Origin of the sequence: Pseudoalteromonas sp. DY56-GL79, assembly GCF_041414765.1 — a bacterium.
Lineage (GTDB): Bacteria > Pseudomonadota > Gammaproteobacteria > Enterobacterales > Alteromonadaceae > Pseudoalteromonas > Pseudoalteromonas piscicida.
In genome coordinates this window covers 17,545-36,642 of sequence record NZ_JANHZS010000033.1, presented here as the reverse complement: position 1 = coordinate 36,642, position 19,098 = coordinate 17,545, and the positions used below count along the sequence as shown (strand labels likewise).

Below are 19,098 nucleotides of genomic sequence, written 5' to 3'. Positions count from 1 at the left end.
AAAATTGGATAATTAACAGTCTGGGTTGACTGTGGGATTTTATAAGTATTTGAAAATATTATATTTTTATTTGGGTGAGTTTTTTGGAATATTGCTTGTAATGGAGTGTAATTCCTTCTGCTCGAAAAAGTTGGCATACTTTACCTATAAGAATAAAAAGGAAAAATGAATGAAACGCCGAACGTTTATGTTTGCTGGTGCAGCACTCACGGTTGCATCAGTCTTGCCTCCTGTTAGTTTTGCTAGACAAAGCTTCACTGCTTCTGGAGTATCAAAAGATACAACGGAAAGGCTTCCTGAAAAGCTATTAAATGAACTCGGTATTCAAGTACCTATCAGGGATGTTCTAAGCCCTTCAGGGGAACGAGTTTCTTTTAAAAAAAGAGCCAATATAATTAGGCGTTACGGAGATTCTCTCTACGTTTACTTCGAACATGAGAGGGGGATCAGGGTTTTTGATACCCAGGGTAACCCTGCTTCCAATGAATTGCCTTTACCTAAATACATTAGCGATCTTAAAGATTTTGCTGTAGATCCGACACAACAACAGCTTTATTTATTGCAACCTGGAAAGCACCACATAGTGTTAGCCGACTTTAGCGGTGAAATAGTGGGCACTTTTGGTGAGTTCGGAATTGAGCAAGACTATCAACTTAATGGTCCAAAGAGCATCACCATTGGTAAGTCTAATCAGTTATTTGTTTTGAATTCTGGCAGTTCTAGTATCAAAGTTTTTGAAAGCAATGGAGTATTTTTAAAAAACTATACATTGAGTCAAAAGCAAAAACGCACAGTTACAAGTATCGATGGCGCTAATCAGATTATTATCAATGGTGGGAAGTTTTCAGATCGCCAATGGAAATTAGATCAAAATATTCGCAATTTTATCGAGGTGGACTAAGCTGAGTAAGGGCTTGATCGGATTTTACTTTTTTGCCACTTAAGCAGTTTGGAGCTTGAGTTACGTTAGGTTAGTTATCTGTGCACTTAAGGATGGTTATGCCATATAGTAAGGAACGGTTAGCTTATTTTAAGCTTCCAATTTTTCTAGAACATCAACAAGTACTCGACGAGCTAGGGACACTGAAGGAGCTGGCTTGGACTGACCATGTAAATAAAGCGAATTACGACGGCGGCTGGGACGTAGTTGCGTTGCGTTGTTTGTCAGAGCATTTATCTGCTCACCCGATCTTACAAAACTTTGCGATTGAGTCAGGCACTCACTGGCAAAACTTACCTATATTAGAAGAAAAGCCGCTACTTAAATCATTTGTTGATAATTTCCCTTGTGAAGTTCTCTCCGTAAGAATCATGCGATTGAAAGCTGGTGCTTTTATAAAACCTCACAGAGATGGCGGCCTTTGTATCGAAAATGGTGAAGCAAGACTTCATATACCTTTGGTCATTGACACTGCTCTTGAGTTTGTTGTTGATGGTATGCAAGTACCAATGAAAGAGGGAGAGGTGTGGTACATAAATGCGGACAAAATACACAGTGTCGCTAACCGAGGAAACCTTGATAGAGTCAATATCGTTATTGATTGTAAAGTAAATGATTGGTTAATAGATTGCCAGTCAGGCTCAATGGACGTTCCTTGTGAAAATTGTACAAGTTAAAAAAATGCAGTGTGTTTCGTTAGCAAGTGATTTAAAAATAATAGGTTGAAGGATCTGTAATGACGTCTGGCAGCGTGTACCAAGTAAAAAAATTGCTAGAGCACTCTCAAGCTTTGCTCCTAAATGAGATTGATGCTGGGCTAAATAGACCTCACGCAGTATCTATGTCTGAGGCTCTAGCTGAACTAACAGGCGTATCCACTGACTTCGATATGAATGATTGGTCTGATATAAACACTGACAAAGGGGTCGCGATTTCACCTGTTCAGGCAGCTAAATGTTTACTAGAAACGCTACGTAGTCAGATATTTATGCAGGGCGTTGCGAGCGCGATACGAGACAAAATCAATCAGCAAGATAATATAAATATCCTCTACGCAGGGACCGGGCCATATGGTGTATTACTATTACCTTTTCTCGCGCTCCACAAAACGAGTCCAGTCTCAGTAACACTTTTAGATATTCATCCAGAAAATACGCAAGCAATACATGAGCTGGTAACTAAACTTGATATCGCTCATATGGTGAAACGTATAGTGCACGCAGATGCAACAACTTGGCTACCTGAAGAACCAATAGAGTTTGATCTCATCATTTCCGAGACCATGAATACCTTATTACGCAGAGAGCCTCAAGTATGGATTTTTAGCCACCTTCAACAGTTTTTAAAGCCAGATGGAGAGCTCATACCTCAAGAAATTGAGCTTACTGCTTGGCTATGCAATCCAAGTTCTCTGACGAAAAGTGAGCATAGAGTCAACCCAGCTGAGCTTGGTTCGTTTTTCCGTCTCGATAAAAACACAGCAAGCGCACTCAATGAGAATAACCTAGATGTTTTATCTGGTTCGTTTGAGGTACCGGATTGCGGGAAAGTTTATCATACACTGGAATTGAAAACGGAAATCAAAGTCTATAGGGAGCATAGACTCACCGAAAACCAATGCAGCTTGAATTTACCAATTAAGTACCAAGATAAAAATCTAAAGGCCGGTGATCGGATTACTTTTGAGTATATTGACGATCCAATACCTGAGTTCATCTTTAGCTTCCCTGATGAAAGTTTACCAAATCTTCCCGCTTATCATGAGGTGGGTGAGTCTGGAATTTTCCAAATTAAACGTATCTTCGTTAAATGCCAATTAAATAAAATAAATAAGCTTGATATTAACAACCATGAATGTGAGTGGTCTTTGGATACACAAATATGGGGTGAACTTGAGTTAAGTTTAGAATTGGTTTTAGAAGCCTTGTATCGGTTTAGGTTGTTTGAGGAATTTGAGTTTTGGCTGCTTGATAAAATTGGTAATCGACTTGATGATAAATTAGTTGGTGCTATTAATCGAAAAGTAGTTGGTTTTTATAGTTAAAATATAAAGGTAAGAGTGATGAAGTTTACGCCTCCAGATGGTTTATATGTTAGACCGTCAAAACCAGAAGATAAAGGCTTTCTGGAAAGCTTACACCATAGCACTCGGCAAGATTTGCAGTTGATTGATGGAGATAAGGATTTTATAGAGTCAATTATTGAAATGCAGTTTAAAGCGCAAAGTAATGGCTATGGAGATCAATTTCCAAACGCTATGTATTTCATTATTGAAAAACACCATGAGCGAATAGGCAAGGCGACAATTGACTTTGGTAATAATGAAGTGAGATTAATAGAAATTGCTTTAATACCTCAAGCTCGTGGATTAGGGCTTGGTGCAGCAGTTGTTCAATCTTTCCAGCAAGCTGCTGCTCAATCCGGCGTGCCGATGACTTTGTCGGTATTGCAAAATAATTACGATGCAAAGCGTTTATATCAGAAGCTAGGCTTTAAAATTGAATCAATTAAGGCTCCTTATGAGTTACTAATTTGGTATCCGCCAGCTTTGAGGAATATAGTTTTAGGTTAATTTAAAAAGAGGGGTAATGAACGAAAGGTAATAAAGCGCCTCGCTTGATCATTGGTATTAATAACTGTTTTTTAGTTAACAAGAGCGAGTCTAACTTAATGAGCAAAGGAGCAAGTGTTGTGAAACTAACTAGTAGTTTATTTGAAGACTTAATCGGTCAGGATGTTGAAGTTTTTACGGCCGATGGCAAGCATAAGCTAAACGAGTTGCAAGTTGATGCTATTGATGAGTGCAAGCTAAACAGTAATGAATTTGAAGGATTTTCTGTAACGTTAACCGCCAAATCAAATTTTCCGCTTACTGATGATACGTATACATTAAAGCATCAAAAGCTGGGTGAAATGCCACTGTTTTTATCTGCATACGAAAAAGACAAGTATCAAATAATTATCAGCATAAAAAAAGAAGCATAAAGGAGTTTAATAATGTCAGAACCCTATATTGGACAGGTTACCCTCTATGGCTACAATTGGGCACCTAAAAATTGGTCTTTATGTAATGGTCAGCTAATTCAAATTAGCCAAAATCCAGCGCTTTATTCTCTCACCGGCACCGCGTATGGTGGTGATGGTAGAACAACCTTTGGTTTACCAGACTTTCGTGGCAGAGTGCCGGTGGGGCTTGGTAACTTAGGAAGCGCTAGTTACGATAGAGGCAATGCTGGTGGCGCTGAAAACGTAACGTTAACCTTAGCAAATATTGCACACACCCACGATGTGCAAGCAAGTACGAAAACGGCTAACTTCCCACTTGCTAACATTCCGGGACCAAACCAAATGGCGACGCAGACGGCAGAGCCTATATATGCCGCAGCCACAAGTTTGGTAAATACCTCGGGCTCCACGGTATCAAGCATTGGCGGCGGTCAGAGCCACAATAATATGCAACCCAGCTTATCTCTTAACTTTGCCATTGCACTTACTGGCATTTATCCGAGCCGAAACTAAGGAGGTCGTAATGGAAGGGTTTATTGGACAGATAACGATGTTTGCTGGCAATTACTCGCCGTTTAAATGGGCGTTTTGCTACGGACAGATCACCGCAATTCCAGGGAATGAAGCATTATTCTCTTTGCTTGGGAATACTTATGGTGGAGATGGTAGAAGTAGTTTTGGGTTTCCTGATATGCGGGGTCGATTACCTATGGGGTTCGGCAGTGGTCCCGGATTAACGCCAACACAGATAGGAACAATGAAAGGGGTAGAAACGGTCACCTTAGATATCAGTCAAATACCATCGCATAGCCATAATTTTCAGGTAAGTAACAACACCGCTACGGGTACAAACCCTGCTGGGCAAGTGTTGGGTAAAGCGAATATTTACTGTGAACCAGCAACGGCCCAGAATGGTGATGGTCCTTCAGCTATGTATAACGGCATCATTGCCTCTGCGGGAAGCAATCAGGCTCATGAAAACAAAATGCCTAGCCTTGGGGTTAATTTTATCATATGCCTAAATGGCATGTATCCACCTAGAAATTAAGGAGAAGAAGAATGGCTGATTGTTTTTTAGGTGAAGTTCGAATGTTTGTATGCAATTTTACACCAGAGTGGTGGACCAGTTGTGGAGGACAGCTACTACCTATATCGCAAAATTCAGCACTTTTTGCGGTAATAGGCTGTAACTTTGGTGGTGATTGTCGCACCACCATGGGGGTACCAGATTTACAATGTAGAGTTCCGATGGGGACGGGGACAGGTCCTGGCCTGACACCAAATTGGTTAACTGAAAAGCAAGGCGAAAATGAAGTTGTGCTATATGAGTCGAACTTACCTGCTCATACCCATACTTTTTATGGTACGACTTCATTAGGCGGAACGGTTGATACGGCACAGGGGAATCTACTCGCTCAGTCTACAACTGGTACTATTTATGATAATGCTCCTGATGTGCAAAAGCAGATAGCGATGGACTATACTGCGCTTGGTGCCAATGGTATGGCAAATGCCGGGCATGAAAACCGCCAACCATTTTTGGCGATTCAGTTTGCATTGGCACTAGATGGTACATTTCCACCAAGGAACTAGCTTAGTAAGGCGCAAAGTATTAGTAAGAGATTGGCTTGTTGTTGGTGCTGATCCTTACTAATACTTATATTTTACGGCGGTAATTGGGTGTTATTATCGCTTTTAAATTAGTAACTTACTGTGGTGTTTGTAAGAGTGGTAACCAATGTGTAAAAAAGAGGTTTGTCAGCTTTTTTATCTAACAAGATTAAAGCTGGTGCTGTGCTTTATATTTGTTGTTTTATCTATTGGTACGACGAATGCACAGGAAGTTGAGTTTGTTAATTTTGGCAACAAGATAAAGCTTGAACAGAGCAGCGCTGAACCTAAGAGTGTGTATAAGTTTGCTAATTCAGAACAATTGGTAGAGCTGAGTAACAGAATAATCATAAAAATAAAGGTTGGGATGGGCGGTAACGCTGCAAACGCCTTAAAACAAAAAATAGAGGTGAGTCAGCTAGCCACCTTTGGGCCATTTGCAGAGCACGAGTTTATGGTGGTATCGCTAAAAGACGCGTCCGCAAAGCGCTTGACTGGTGCACTAGCGATTGCCAGTGGTTTGGAGGGGGTAATATATGCTCAACCAGATATTTTACAAATAAAAAGTAAGCTCGAAGTTGAAAACAATAGCGCTGCGCAATGGCTAACAAAAACCTTGTCGCAATCAGATTCTATGAAAAGCTTACCTTTTCGTTTATTTCAGTTAGAGAAATGGAAAAAAGAACTACAACAATCGACTCAAGGCGAGGGAGTAAAAATAGTTGTTATCGATGATGGCTTTGATTTAAAACATGAGGCCTTAAGTAAAACTAAGGTATTACTCACCTACGATATTGAAAGAAGAGTCAAGGACGTACAGCCGCAAAGCCGCTTTGATAAACATGGTACTAAGGTACTTGGAGTGATTTTTGCCAGAGCAAATGACGCTTTGCCAGCTGAAATGGCGGGCCTTGCAATCGACGCAGGGCTTATTGCAATAAGGCAAACAAAAAGCTGGACAAGCCATACATTGGAGTCGTTACATATCGCGCAACTGGCGCAAGCCGATGTTGTTAACATGAGTTGGCGAACACAGTTACTACTAGAACCAATAAAAGATGCCATTGATGGCTTAGCACAAACCAGCCGAGGCGGTAAAGGTGCGCTGGTAGTAATAGCCGCCGGAAACAGCGGGAAGATGATTAAAGCAAACAGCACAGAGGCGAGTATTGCGTCTGCGGTGGTGGTGGGCGCAATGAATAGTGGCGGTATGCCGGCAAGTTTTAGCAACTTTGGTAAATCGGTAAGTGCTTGGATGCCAGGTTACAGCGCCAAGGTAACCGCAAAAAATAATGCTTACAGTGGTTTTGGTGGTACTTCTTACGCAGCGGCATATGGTACGGGCATGATTGCACTGCTGTTGGCCGCTGAACCCGAATTACCGGTAAGTAAAGTCAAACAAAAGCTGGCTCAAGTGTCTGGTTTAGCGTTGGACAACCGGAGTAAGTAAAGTAATTAAACGGCTGTGTTAGCTACTGATAACACAACAAGTTGGATAAAGGTCGTTCCTACCTTGGAAGTGAGCTTCTGGGTATAAAATGTGGATAAAACTATGGATACAGAACATAACAGCGCAATGGTATTTACGCACAGTAAACTACAAACCCATATTAAGGCCGCATTGCTATGCAGTGCAGCCATTCAATTACCTGTGGCAGTGGCTTCATCAACGCTAGCAAATGCAGAGACATTACAGGGGGGGGCGGCTCATACCGCTGTTAATCAGCAAGCGCTAGAGCACGTGCAGTCAAGATTGACTAGCAAAACCATTACGGTCACACGCGACCCAAATTGGGGGCGGCTCGAGTTTTTGCAGTGTACACCCTTACCTGGCTATCCTGTAGGAATTTGTGAAACTTATAATCAGGCTAATTGTCCTGCGGGAGTTTGTTATTGGGATCCAGGAACGCCTAGTAATAATCCTCCATCCTTTAACAGCAGCGCATCGACTAACTTTGCAGAAAATGACACGGGCACAGTGCTGGATGTTAATGCTGACAATGGTGATGGCGGTAGCAATGACTCAGGGATCACTTATTCCTTATCTGGTACAGACGCTTCGCAGTTCAATATTAACTCAAGCTCTGGTGTCATCACGTTTAAGACTGCACCGGATTATGAATCGCCGGGAGACAACGGCGGCGACAATATTTACAATATTACGGTTACTGCCAATGACGGTGGAAGTAGCAACAACACGGCTACACAAAATATTACCATTACGGTTACAGATATCGATGAGGTTGCACCTACGTTCGATGGTGGAAACTCAACACCGAATGACAATGCGACAGGGGTCTCAGGAAGTAGTAATATTACTATTGACTTCAACGAAAATATAGCCCTTGGAACTGGTAACATTACTATTCGTGACGTCAGTGGTAGTAGTGATTTTGAAGTGTTTGATGTCGCGACAGAAAGCGACGGTACGACGACTAGCCCAAGTGCAGGTCGTATTGGCATTACAAATGATAAAATTTATATAAACCCTACTAATGACCTAACCGGTAATCGCAACTACGCCATTCGTATTGATGCAACTGCTGTTGATGACTCTGCGGGAAACAGTTTTGCGGGGATCAGTGACGATACTACCTTTAATTTCTCGACGGCCAACACCGCACCTGCAGTTGATTTAGATTCAACGAGTGGCAGCGATGATAGTAGTGCTTCATTTTCTGAAGGTGGTGGTGCGGTCAATATCGCCGCGAATGCTGCTGTGACGGAAGCTGATGGCGACACAATTACCACCATAACAGTAAGTCTTACTAACGATCAAGACGGTGCATCTGAAGGCCTGAATGTCAGTGCATCCGCTCAAGATGCATTGACGGGAATTTCGGGTTCTTCTGATATTTCGCTACAAGATACAATTTCTATCACTGGCGCAACGGCTTCAGCGTCAGAAGTGCAAACGTTCCTACAGGCGATCACTTACAACAATACCTCCGGTACTCCCAACGAAACCGCAAGAACCGTAACTGTTGTGATCAACGATGGTACCAGCAATAGTGTATCTCGCACAGCCACTGTCTCTGTGAGCAACGTTACTGCAGCGAGCAGTGCCGCAGCCGGTTTTAATACAACAAACGGCACAAACTTATCTCCAGCAATCACCTTTACTGGTGACGATGAAACACTGACTATTGCTGATACTAGTCATATCGCCGGTTCAACTGCGGATGGGGGCGCTGGTACCGATACGCTATTTGTAGTAACTGGCTCTAATCTAGCTAACTTTACGTCATTAACTAATTTCGAAACATTAACCCCAGACAATGACGGTTCTTTAACGCTGACCGAAGCACAGCATGATGCGTTTACTACCATCAATGGTTCAGGTACAAACCAATTTACAATATCTAGCGCTGATGGAGATCAAACCCTAACCGGTGATAGCGATATTGAAACCTATGTGTTAGGTGCTGCAATGAACTTTACCATGGGAGCAGCAGCACAAAATGTGACGGGTAGCAGCGGGGATGACACGGTTAATGTAACCGGGTTTACGCCATCAGGTATGCTCGCAGCTGGCGCAGGCACAGATACTCTACAAGCAGATAATGGTGCAAACATCAGTGGCGCTACGCTCAGCGGTTTCGAATCACTGACCTTAAGTGATAATGCGTCAGTCACTATGACGGAAGCTCAGCATGACAGCTTCTCAACAATCACAGCAGCGGCAACCGAGACGATTACAATCAGTGATGTGAGTGATGGTTTAACGGGTAACAGTGCAATTGAAACTTACATACTTTCAGCGGCTAATACCTTTACGCTTGGCGCTGCTGGGCAAAGTGTAACAGGCAGCAGTGGTGACGACACCGTAAATGTTGGTACATTCACAGCTACCGGTACTCTAGCAGGAGGCAGTGGTACAGATACGCTTTCAATTAGTGATGGCGGAAGTATCGCAGGCGCGTCAGTAAGCGGTTTTGAAAACCTTTCTGTCGCAACTGGTGGCTCTGCAACAGTTTCAGTATCTCAGTTGTCGTCATTTACTGGTACGGTTTCCGGCGGCGGCACTAATTCTCTAACTGTCTCTGGCAATGGCGATATTACAACTGTTTCAGCGCTTGAAAATTATACTTTATCTGATGATTTAACCAATTCAAGAACGGTGACCGTGAGCGGTGCAGGTCATTCTGTTACTGGTACTTCAACTTCAGACGCAATTACCTTCGATTTAGGTTCGCTCACTTATACTGGAACAATTACAGGCGAAAATACCACTGCCGATACTTTGTCTTTAAGTTCTGGTGCTGATATTACGGCAGCAAATATAAACGCGGTCAGTAATTTAACGATAGCCTCCGGCGCGTCTGTTTCCATGACAGTAGCTCAACATGAAAGTTTTACTGGTAATATTTCAGCAGCTGGATCAGAAACTATCAATATTTCTGGTGATGGGGATATCACAACTTTCTCTTCGGTTGAAGTTTATAGTGTTGGTGACGATTCTAGCAATACTAGGACCATTACCATCAGTAACGGTACCACTGATGTTTCAGCAACTGCTAATGATGATGCGATTACCTTCAATATAGGTGGTAGCACCTACACTGGCGATTTAACTGGCGACACGAACGTAGCAGATCTTGTTTTAGCGTCAGATGGTGCGGATGTAACTGGAGGTGGATTCTTCAATATAGGAAACCTTAGTCTATCAAGTGGTGCAACTGTTGCGATTGATACGGCCAATCTGAGTGATTTTGCAACAGCGATTTCAGGGGCGGCGGGCAGTGAGACATTAAAACTTATGGATGGTGGAGCATTTGACTTCTCGACCACCTCGGTTTCTGCTGTTGAAGGCATTTCAATTGGCACCAATAGCGCAGCAACGATCACCCTTACTGATAACTTTAATGCCGACGGTCAAACTGTGTCGGTTACAAATGCCAGCGGCAGTGCAATCACGTCTGACTTAGTCATAGACGCTTCTGCCTTTTCTAGTGATGTGCTAGAAATAACGGCAACAGATTTGGATGGTTCTGATACGATCACAGGTGGTAGTGGTGCAGACACTATACGTCCTGGCGGCGGTACAGATACCATGACAGGTAACGATGGTAACGATAATTTTATCGGTGAACAAAGTGATTTAAATGGTGACACAATAGCCGATCTTAGCATCGGAGATAAGATAACAATTACAGGCGTAACAGGGTTATCAACCAGCAATATTCGTTTCAGCGGCACGAGCACGTTAGAGGTGGATACCAATGCAACTGATTTCACCAGTATAGAAGTGTCGCTTTCCCTTACGAACGCCCCAGGGGAGGACCTTGCATTCACGGTCGCTGACTCTGGCAGTGATACAGTGATCACCTTTGCAGCTGCGAATGATGAGCCTGTCTTTAGTAATTTAAATGGTGGTAATACCTTTACTGAAAATGGCACTTCGATTGCGATAGACAGTGATGTAACCATTGCAGATACTGAGCTTGACGCACTCAATGGCGGAAATGGTAACTATGATGGTGCGTCGCTAACAATCTCACGCTCAGGTGGCGCTAACAGTCAAGATATCTTTAGTAACACAGGGTTGCTTGGTACGCTGACTCAGGGAGGCACGTTAAGTTACGATAGCACTGAGGTCGGTACAGTAACAACTAACTCTGCAGGCACACTGGTACTCACTTTCAACAGCAGTGCTACTTCTGCTCTAGTGGATAATGTATTGCAATCAATTGGCTACGGTAACAGCTCTGAGGATCCAAGCTCATCTGTAACACTTAACTATACCTTTAATGATGGTACGGCAGACAGTACTGGTACAAATCAGGCCGCAGTTACTATTACTCCCGTAAATGATGCCCCTACCGATATTGCATTGACAGCAACAAGCATAGACCAATCGAATACCGGAACTGCTGCGACCGTGGCGACAGCCAGCACCACAGATGTGGAAAGTGGTGACAGTCATACCTATAGCTTGGTTACGGCTGGCAGTAGCGATGGTGGTACATGTAGCGCAAATACGGGTAACGGCAGTTTCCAATTTTCAGGAGCTACGTTACAAACGCAAGCATCAACATCTCCGGGTGACTATGTTATTTGTATTCAAACGAGTGATGGAACCGCAAGTTATCAAGAGTCATTCACGATAACAGTCAACGATGACGTGGCCCCAAATGCGCCATCGACACCAGACTTGGATGCGGCTTCAGACTCTGGGGCTTCAAGCTCAGACAACATTACCAATGACACCACACCAACTTTCAGTGGTACTGCTGAGAGCGGGGCGACGGTTAAATTATATAGTGATCAGGTAGGTGGAGGCACCACGGTCATTGGTACTGGCACAGCAACAGGTGGTAATTGGCAAATTACAACGGATCCGTTGACTGCAGGGTTATCACATTCGATTTTTGCGACCGCCACGGATGCGAGCACGAACGTAAGTAGTAGCTCTAGTGCTTTAAGCGTAACGATCGATAATACAGCCCCTACCGCGCCAAGCACGCCAGATTTGACCGCCGGGAGTGATACCGGCTCCTCAAATGCAGATAACATTACTAATGATACAACGCCCACATTCACAGGAAGTGCATCTACCGGCGACACAGTGACACTAATTTCTGATCTTGATGGCGTTGTTGGCTCAGCCACAGCTGCGGGAGGTGCATGGACTATTACTCCAAGTTCGGCGATGACCAGTGGTACGCACGCAATCACAGCGCGCTCAACGGACACCGCCGGTAATATTACCAATAGCAGTAGCTTATCAATGGTCATTGATACGAGTGTTTCAGTGCCTAGTATTACGACTCCAATTGAGGGTGATGGTCAAATTAATGCTGCTGAAGACAATGATGTCTTGATTGCTGGCTCTGGTGCCGATGCTAACGTGACTGTTAGCGTGAGTATTACTGACGGTTCAGCAACGCTGAATCAAAATGTAACTTCCGATGGTAGCGGGAACTGGACTATCAGTGGCAGTGAGTTCAATGTTAGTGGATTTAGTAATGGCGAATTAACTGTATCGGCGACGCAAACAGATTCAGCAGGAAATATCTCTGGTGCAGCAAGTACCACTGTTACACTCGATAATACAGCACCTTCTGCACCGACAATTACGACACCAATTGAAGGTGATGGCCGAGTAAATGCGGCGGAAGATAATGATGTGTTGATTGTAGGAACAGGCGCTGAAGCGGGTAATAGTGTAACCGTTACTATTCATGACGGTGCAAATAGTTTTAATCGAACGGTCACTGCGGACGGCTCAGGGGCCTGGACTATAAGTGGCTCGGAATTTGATGTCAGTACGTTTAATAATGGCACATTGACGGTCTCAGCTACTCAAAGTGACGCGGCAGGTAATACCTCAAGTGCAGCTAGCACCACGATCACATTGGATAACTCAGCACCTTCAGCACCTGCGATCACAACGCCTATAGAAGGCGATGATTTAATAAATGCGTCAGAAGATGATGATGTTTTGATAGTAGGAACGGGAGCGGAAGCTGGAAATAGCGTAGTTGTCACTATCAATGATGGTGCGAATAGTTTGGATCGTACTGTCACTGCTGATAGTTCCGGCGAATGGACAATAAGTGGCTCAGAATTTGATGTTAGCACGTTTAACAATGGCACATTGACGGTAACGGCATCGCAAAGTGATGCTGCAGGCAATACCTCAAGCGCAGCGAGCACGACAGTCACGCTAGACAACTCCGCACCAAGTGGGATTTCAGCTGCGATTGACCAAGATTTAATCAATGCAGGTAATGAAACTGCATTTAGCTTCACATTAACGGGCTTGGAATCAGCGGGTAGTTTTACTTATGAAATCTCAGACGGTAGCAGTTCAGTAACTAGCTCAAGTGCAATATCTATAACGGGTACTACGCACCAAGAGACCGGAATTAATGTCACCTCATTAAACGAAGGAACATTGACGTTATCTGTTACTGTAACTGATAACGCTGGGAATGAATCGAGTGCGGTAACTGACACCGTCACTAAAAAGTATAATGTTGCCCCTGTGCTCACAGGCACACCGGCAACGAGCGTCAATGAAGACAGTGAATACGACTTTACGCCGACCTTGACTGATTCTGACACAGCCGATACTCATACCTTTAGTATTACGAATAAACCAAGTTGGGCAACATTTGATACGCAAACGGGTAAGCTCTCAGGTACTCCTGATGATTCTCACGTTGGCACCACTTCTAATATTGAAATTTCAGTAAGCGATGGTACGGATAGCGATACGCTCACCGCATTTAATATTGAAGTTGTTAATACCAATGATGCTCCAACGGGGAAAAATACTAGCTTCACGATAGATGAAGGCGCAACACTAACGCGGGACTTCAATAATGGTCTACTGTCGCTTGCGAGTGACGATGATCTTGATTCCAACGACAGTCTAACGATAGTGAAAGACACCGATCCGCAATACGGCACGTTAACCCTCAACACCGACGGTAGTTTTAGCTATGTTCACGGGGGGAGTGAAAATCATACCGATAGCTTCACCTATCATGTTGAAGACAGTGCGAATGCTAGTTCGCCTGTGTATACCGTGACAATCAATATGAATGCGGTTGAAGATGCACCAACGGCTGTGAACGATACGCTCACTACGCTTGAAGATGCTTCTAACTCGGTGAATGTGCTTACCAATGATAGTGACCCTGAAAACAACATGGTAGCATCATCGGTCACGATTAAAACGCAGCCAACAAAAGGCCAAGTCAGTGTGACCAATGGCATTGTCACCTTTACGCCAACTGCCAATGCAAATGGTGCTGACTCATTTACTTATACGGTTAAAGATTCAACTCAGGCTGAATCAAATGAGGCAACGGTTAGTATTACTATAACGCCGGTAAATGACTTACCAGTCGCGGCTAACTTTACACCGAATATAGACGAAGACACGCCAACATCAGCATTGGCGGTTAGGGCAAATGCAACGGATGTCGAAGATACCAACCCAACAGGGGCTATTGCACTTGAGTCTCAGCCAAGTAAAGGCCAAGCGGCAATAGACTTGAATAATGGCACCATTACTTATACGCCAAATGCTAATGAGACGGGGAGTGATAGCTTTACTTACTCGATTCTTGACAGTGAAGGTGGTAAGTCAAATATTGCCACGATTTCCGTTAATATTGGTGCTGTAAACGACCGACCTGTGGCAGGAAATGACACGGTAACAACAAACGAAGATACTGCAACAACATTGGCAATTCTTGCAAATGACTCTGATGTTGAAGATCAAGGTTTTGATGGTTCGGATATTGTGCTTGAAGATAAAGGCGATGGTGCGGGCAACTACGACCTTGCCACCGTTACGGTTGGTTCAGATGGTGTGCTAGCGATTACACCTAAACAAGATCAAAATGGTACATTGACTTTCACTTATACTATCGAAGATAGTGAAGGATTACGCTCTGACCCTGCAACGGTTACAGTCAATATCACCGCGGTTAATGATGCGCCAGTTGCTGTTAACAATACAGCTCAATTACTCGAAGATGGTAATATTGAAATCAACGTATTGGGTAATGACACGGACGTAGATAGTCAGCTCAATGCCGCAAGTGTTGCAATTGTTAGTCAGCCTCAAGGCGGTTCACTGCAAATACTAACGACAGGTAGTATTGTTTATACGCCGAATGCTAATTTCTTCGGAAATGACAGCTTTACTTATACGGTACAAGATGCAGAAGGGTTAGTGTCGAACGCAGCGACAGTCAATATTACAGTGACATCAGTAAATGATGCGCCGGTTATTTCTGGAGTTCCAGCAACGTCTGTTAATGAAGATGTTGCATACAACTTTACTCCTTCGGCATCGGATACCGACGGTGATAGCTTAACATTCAGTGTGGCGAACCTGCCAGTATGGGCAAGTTTCAACGATACAACAGGCGCGATTACTGGCACGCCAAGTGAAGGACAAGACGGTACTTATAGCGGCATCGTAATTACGGTGTCGGATGGTCAAGCTGACGCATCCTTGCCTGCGTTTAGCATAGTGGTGAATGCTGTAAATGACGCACCAATTATCTCGGGTACACCATCAACAAGTGTCAAACAAGACGAAGCATACAGCTTTACGCCGACAGCATCCGATGTGGATTCTCAAACATTGACGTTCTCTGTAACCAATTTACCAGCTTGGGCAAGCTTCGATACGTCCTCAGGTAATTTGGCGGGGACACCGACTAGAGATGACGTGGGCACTTACAGTAATATCATCGTGAGTGTCAGTGATGGTGCATTACAAGCAAGTTTACCGGCATTTGAAATTGACGTTGAGCCGGTTAACGCCGCGCCGGTAGCAAACAACATGCAAAGAACGGTACTTGAAGATGGTACTACGAGCTTCTCGGCAGAGGTTAGTGATGCCGATGGTGATGCATTAACAATGGAGTTAGTATCGCAGCCACAAAATGGTGTAGTTCAAATTCAAGGTACTGTGTTTAGCTATACACCATTGCCGAACTTTAATGGCTCTGATGTATTTACTTACACAGTGTCAGACGGTGAGTTTAAGTCAAATACGGCTTCAGTCGCGATGACAGTAACTTCCGTAAATGATGCACCTATTGCCGTTGATGACAGTTTCACCTTCGATGCAGTAGCTTCTAATCAGTATGTGCTTCCTGTGTTGAGCAATGACAGTGATCCTGATGGCGGACCGCTCAGAATTATTGGCGCTAAAGCCTCAATTGGTTCTGCGTTCATCGCCAATAACACCTTGACTTACCAAGCTGTGCAAAACTCACAAGCGCCAATAGTCGTTACTTATTTGATTGAGGATGATAGTAAAGCAAGAGCAAAGGCAAATGCTAGTATCACGATTAATGGTACGGGTACGGGCAATGCGCCATCAATTACTGCACCGAGTGACTTAACCGTTAACGCAACTGGTTTATTCACCAAAGTGAATCTTGGTACTGCTGTCGCATCAGATAGCTCGGGGAACCCACTTCCGGTATCTTTAGTCAGAGGAATTCCTATCTTCGCGCCTGGTAAACACATTGTTTATTGGCAGGCAACGGATAATCAAGGACAACAAGCCACTGCGAGCCAGAATCTTAACGTCAACCCTCTGGTGTCACTGCAAAAAGATAGTAGAGTTGCAGAAGATCGCAGTCACTCGATTAAGGTGTATCTAAATGGCCCTGCACCAAGTTACCCAGTAACCGTACCTTATACCGTTTCGGGTTCAGCGGATAGCAGTGATCATGACTTACAGTCGGGTGAAGTAGTAATAAGCTCAGGCACGAGTGCTAGCATTAGCTTTAATATATTTGCTGATGGTATAAGCGAAGATAACGAAACCATTGTGATCTCCCTGAGTGACTCAGTAAACAGAGGCGCTAAATCTACTTCAACAGTAACCATTGTTGAGCAAAATGTGGCACCAAGTTTATCGGCAGTTGTGCAGCAAAATGGTGAAGAGCGTAGCTTAATTACCGCCTCTAATGAAGTGGTTACCATAGAAACTATAGTCGCTGATCCTAACCCGAATGATCTTGTGAGTGTCAGCTGGCAGCCGGATGCGGCGTTAGTCAATACATCGAATGATCCATTTATCTTTGAGTTTAACCCTGCCAATGTCGCTGCGGGTATTTATAAAGTAAGGATTACGGCTGAAGATAATGCGACGCCAAGTCTGTCAACATCTCGCAATGTCTTTGTAGAAATTGTTGATTCTTTAGCACCGTTGACAGGAGAGGATAGTGACGGTGACTTAATTCCGGATGATCAAGAAGGCTATGCCGATGAGGACGAAGACGGTATTCCTGATTTCATGGATGCGATCACTGATTGTAATGTGGTGCAAGAACAAGCGTTAGAATCTAGCCAGTTCTTAGTTGAAGGTGACCCAGGTGTATGTTTACGTAAAGGCGCTACCGTGCCACAAAATAATACGGGTGGTCTACAGCTGTTGGAATCAGAGCTGCCTTCAGATCCCAATGCCAATAATGCAGGTGGTTTGTTCGACTTTATTGCGACGGGGTTACCACAACCCGGTGATGTATATAGTATCGTGTTACCACAACGCAAACCTATCCCACTTAATGCGGTTTATCGCAAATTAATTGGCGGTGAGTGGCAAGACTTTGTGATTGGAGAAGGTAACGAGTTGCTCTCAACTCAAGGTGAGCCAGGTTTCTGTCCTCCTCCAGGAAGCAACGAATGGAGCACAGGCCTTAGCGATGGTGATTGGTGTGTGCAACTACGTATTGTTGATGGGGGTCCAAATGATGATGATGGTATTGCCAATGGTAGTATTGTCGACCCAGGTGGAATTGCAGTACCAATCTCAAATAACGCACAACCTGTCGCTAATGCTGATAGTGTGACAATTGTCTCTGGTCAAACAATTATAATTGATGTGCTCGAAAACGATACGGATAGTGACAATGATACACTTTCCATAACGGGGGCGAGTGTCGATTTCGGTGTTGTTAGTATCGAAAATAATCAATTGAGCTATACGCCACCAGCGGCATTTATAGGTAATGCGACTATTCAATATAGTGTGACTGATGGACAGGGCGGCTCGAGTAATAGTACTGCGACTGTTTCTATTATCGCCAATCAACCACCGCAAGTGTCGAATGACACCGCAACCTCAAATGGTGCGCAAATCATTATTGATGTACTTGCAAATGATAGTGACCCTGAAGGTGGAATGTTAAGCATTGTTTCTGCAACTGCAAGCCAAGGTACAGTGGCCATTAATATTGATGGTACGCTGAGTTACACACCAAAAGTTGGGTTTGAAGGTGTTGATACAATTAACTATGTTGTTAAAGATGAATTTGGCGCTATGGCTGAGGGCCAGGTAAGCGTCACGGTATCAGTTAAACAAGTTACATCCATAACTAATAAGTCCTCAGGGACTATGGGAGGCATGTTGTTACTATTAATCAGCGCGCTGGTACTGCGCCGTAAAAAATCACTTTTACCCGCTTTTGCATTGGTGAGTACGAGTTGTTTATTAAGCACACAAGCACAGGCGAGCAATTGGCAAGTGGAGGCAACGCTCGGACAATCTACAGCAGATAGTGAAATTAACGCTTCAGACTTAAACATCGTCAACTTAGATGAAGACAGCAGTAGTTGGTCAATAGGGGCGTTTTATGAATTAGTCCCTAATTGGCAAGTAGGACTTCGCTACATTGACCTTGGTCAGGGAAGCGTGGAGTTTACAGGCTTGAGTGCGGATCCTGAGCAAAGCCAAATGGCTTTGGCGCGAGTTGCCCCGGTTTTGCCTGAAGGTCCTGCATTACAATTCAATTACTCAAAATCATTTGCAGATAAGTTTGTTGGTAAAATGTTCTTGGGTGCGTTTAATTGGGATTACAAGATTAACAGCGTTCGGGATGGTCGATTTTCCACTCGTTACGAAGACAGCGGTACTAGCGGTTACATAGGAGGCGGTGTTCATTATCAACTCAGTGAAGCTTTGACATTAGGAGTTGATTTTAGCCACTACTTCATTTCTGCAAATGATGTAAACGACTTAGCACTGAATTTGAGCTATCGTTTTTAAGTTTAAC

10 protein-coding genes are annotated in these 19,098 nt (G+C 43.8%); all 10 read left to right on the top strand.

Features of this window, described 5'->3' with window-relative positions; all coding sequences use genetic code 11:
* The first annotated feature begins 169 nt into the window (after positions 1-169).
* The 10 genes from NO992_RS20615 (at position 170) to NO992_RS20570 (ending at position 19,091) form a co-directional block, all read left to right on the top strand.
* Positions 170-901 (top strand): hypothetical protein, encoded by a 732-nt coding sequence (locus NO992_RS20615; protein WP_371380224.1) that lies wholly within the window; start codon positions 170-172, stop codon positions 899-901.
* 98 nt (positions 902-999) lie between these two features.
* Entirely contained in the window at positions 1,000-1,617 is a 618-nt protein-coding gene (locus tag NO992_RS20610) for an aspartyl/asparaginyl beta-hydroxylase domain-containing protein (RefSeq protein WP_253106873.1), read from the top strand.
* A gap of 59 nt (positions 1,618-1,676) precedes the next feature.
* Positions 1,677-2,984, top strand: coding sequence for a hypothetical protein (locus NO992_RS20605; protein WP_371380222.1), 1,308 nt, complete (start codon positions 1,677-1,679; stop codon positions 2,982-2,984).
* 18 nt (positions 2,985-3,002) lie between these two features.
* The gene (locus NO992_RS20600; protein WP_039494928.1) at positions 3,003-3,512 is read left to right on the top strand and encodes a GNAT family N-acetyltransferase; all 510 of its coding nucleotides are present in this window, start codon (positions 3,003-3,005) and stop codon (positions 3,510-3,512) included.
* Positions 3,513-3,631: 119 nt separating this feature from the next.
* The gene (locus NO992_RS20595) at positions 3,632-3,925 is read left to right on the top strand and encodes a hypothetical protein (protein WP_223192109.1); all 294 of its coding nucleotides are present in this window, start codon (positions 3,632-3,634) and stop codon (positions 3,923-3,925) included.
* Positions 3,926-3,937: 12 nt separating this feature from the next.
* Positions 3,938-4,459, top strand: coding sequence for a phage tail protein (locus tag NO992_RS20590; protein WP_371380219.1), 522 nt, complete (start codon positions 3,938-3,940; stop codon positions 4,457-4,459).
* A 10-nt stretch (positions 4,460-4,469) separates the two neighbouring features.
* Complete coding sequence (locus tag NO992_RS20585; protein ID WP_211865748.1) at positions 4,470-4,994, top strand: phage tail protein; 525 nt, start codon at positions 4,470-4,472, stop codon at positions 4,992-4,994.
* 11 nt (positions 4,995-5,005) lie between these two features.
* Positions 5,006-5,539 (top strand): phage tail protein, encoded by a 534-nt coding sequence (locus NO992_RS20580; RefSeq protein ID WP_371380216.1) that lies wholly within the window; start codon positions 5,006-5,008, stop codon positions 5,537-5,539.
* Positions 5,540-5,684: 145 nt separating this feature from the next.
* Positions 5,685-7,007 (top strand): S8 family serine peptidase, encoded by a 1,323-nt coding sequence (locus NO992_RS20575; RefSeq protein WP_371380214.1) that lies wholly within the window; start codon positions 5,685-5,687, stop codon positions 7,005-7,007.
* A gap of 102 nt (positions 7,008-7,109) precedes the next feature.
* Entirely contained in the window at positions 7,110-19,091 is an 11,982-nt protein-coding gene (locus NO992_RS20570) for an Ig-like domain-containing protein (protein ID WP_371380212.1), read from the top strand.
* Positions 19,092-19,098 lie beyond the last annotated feature (7 nt).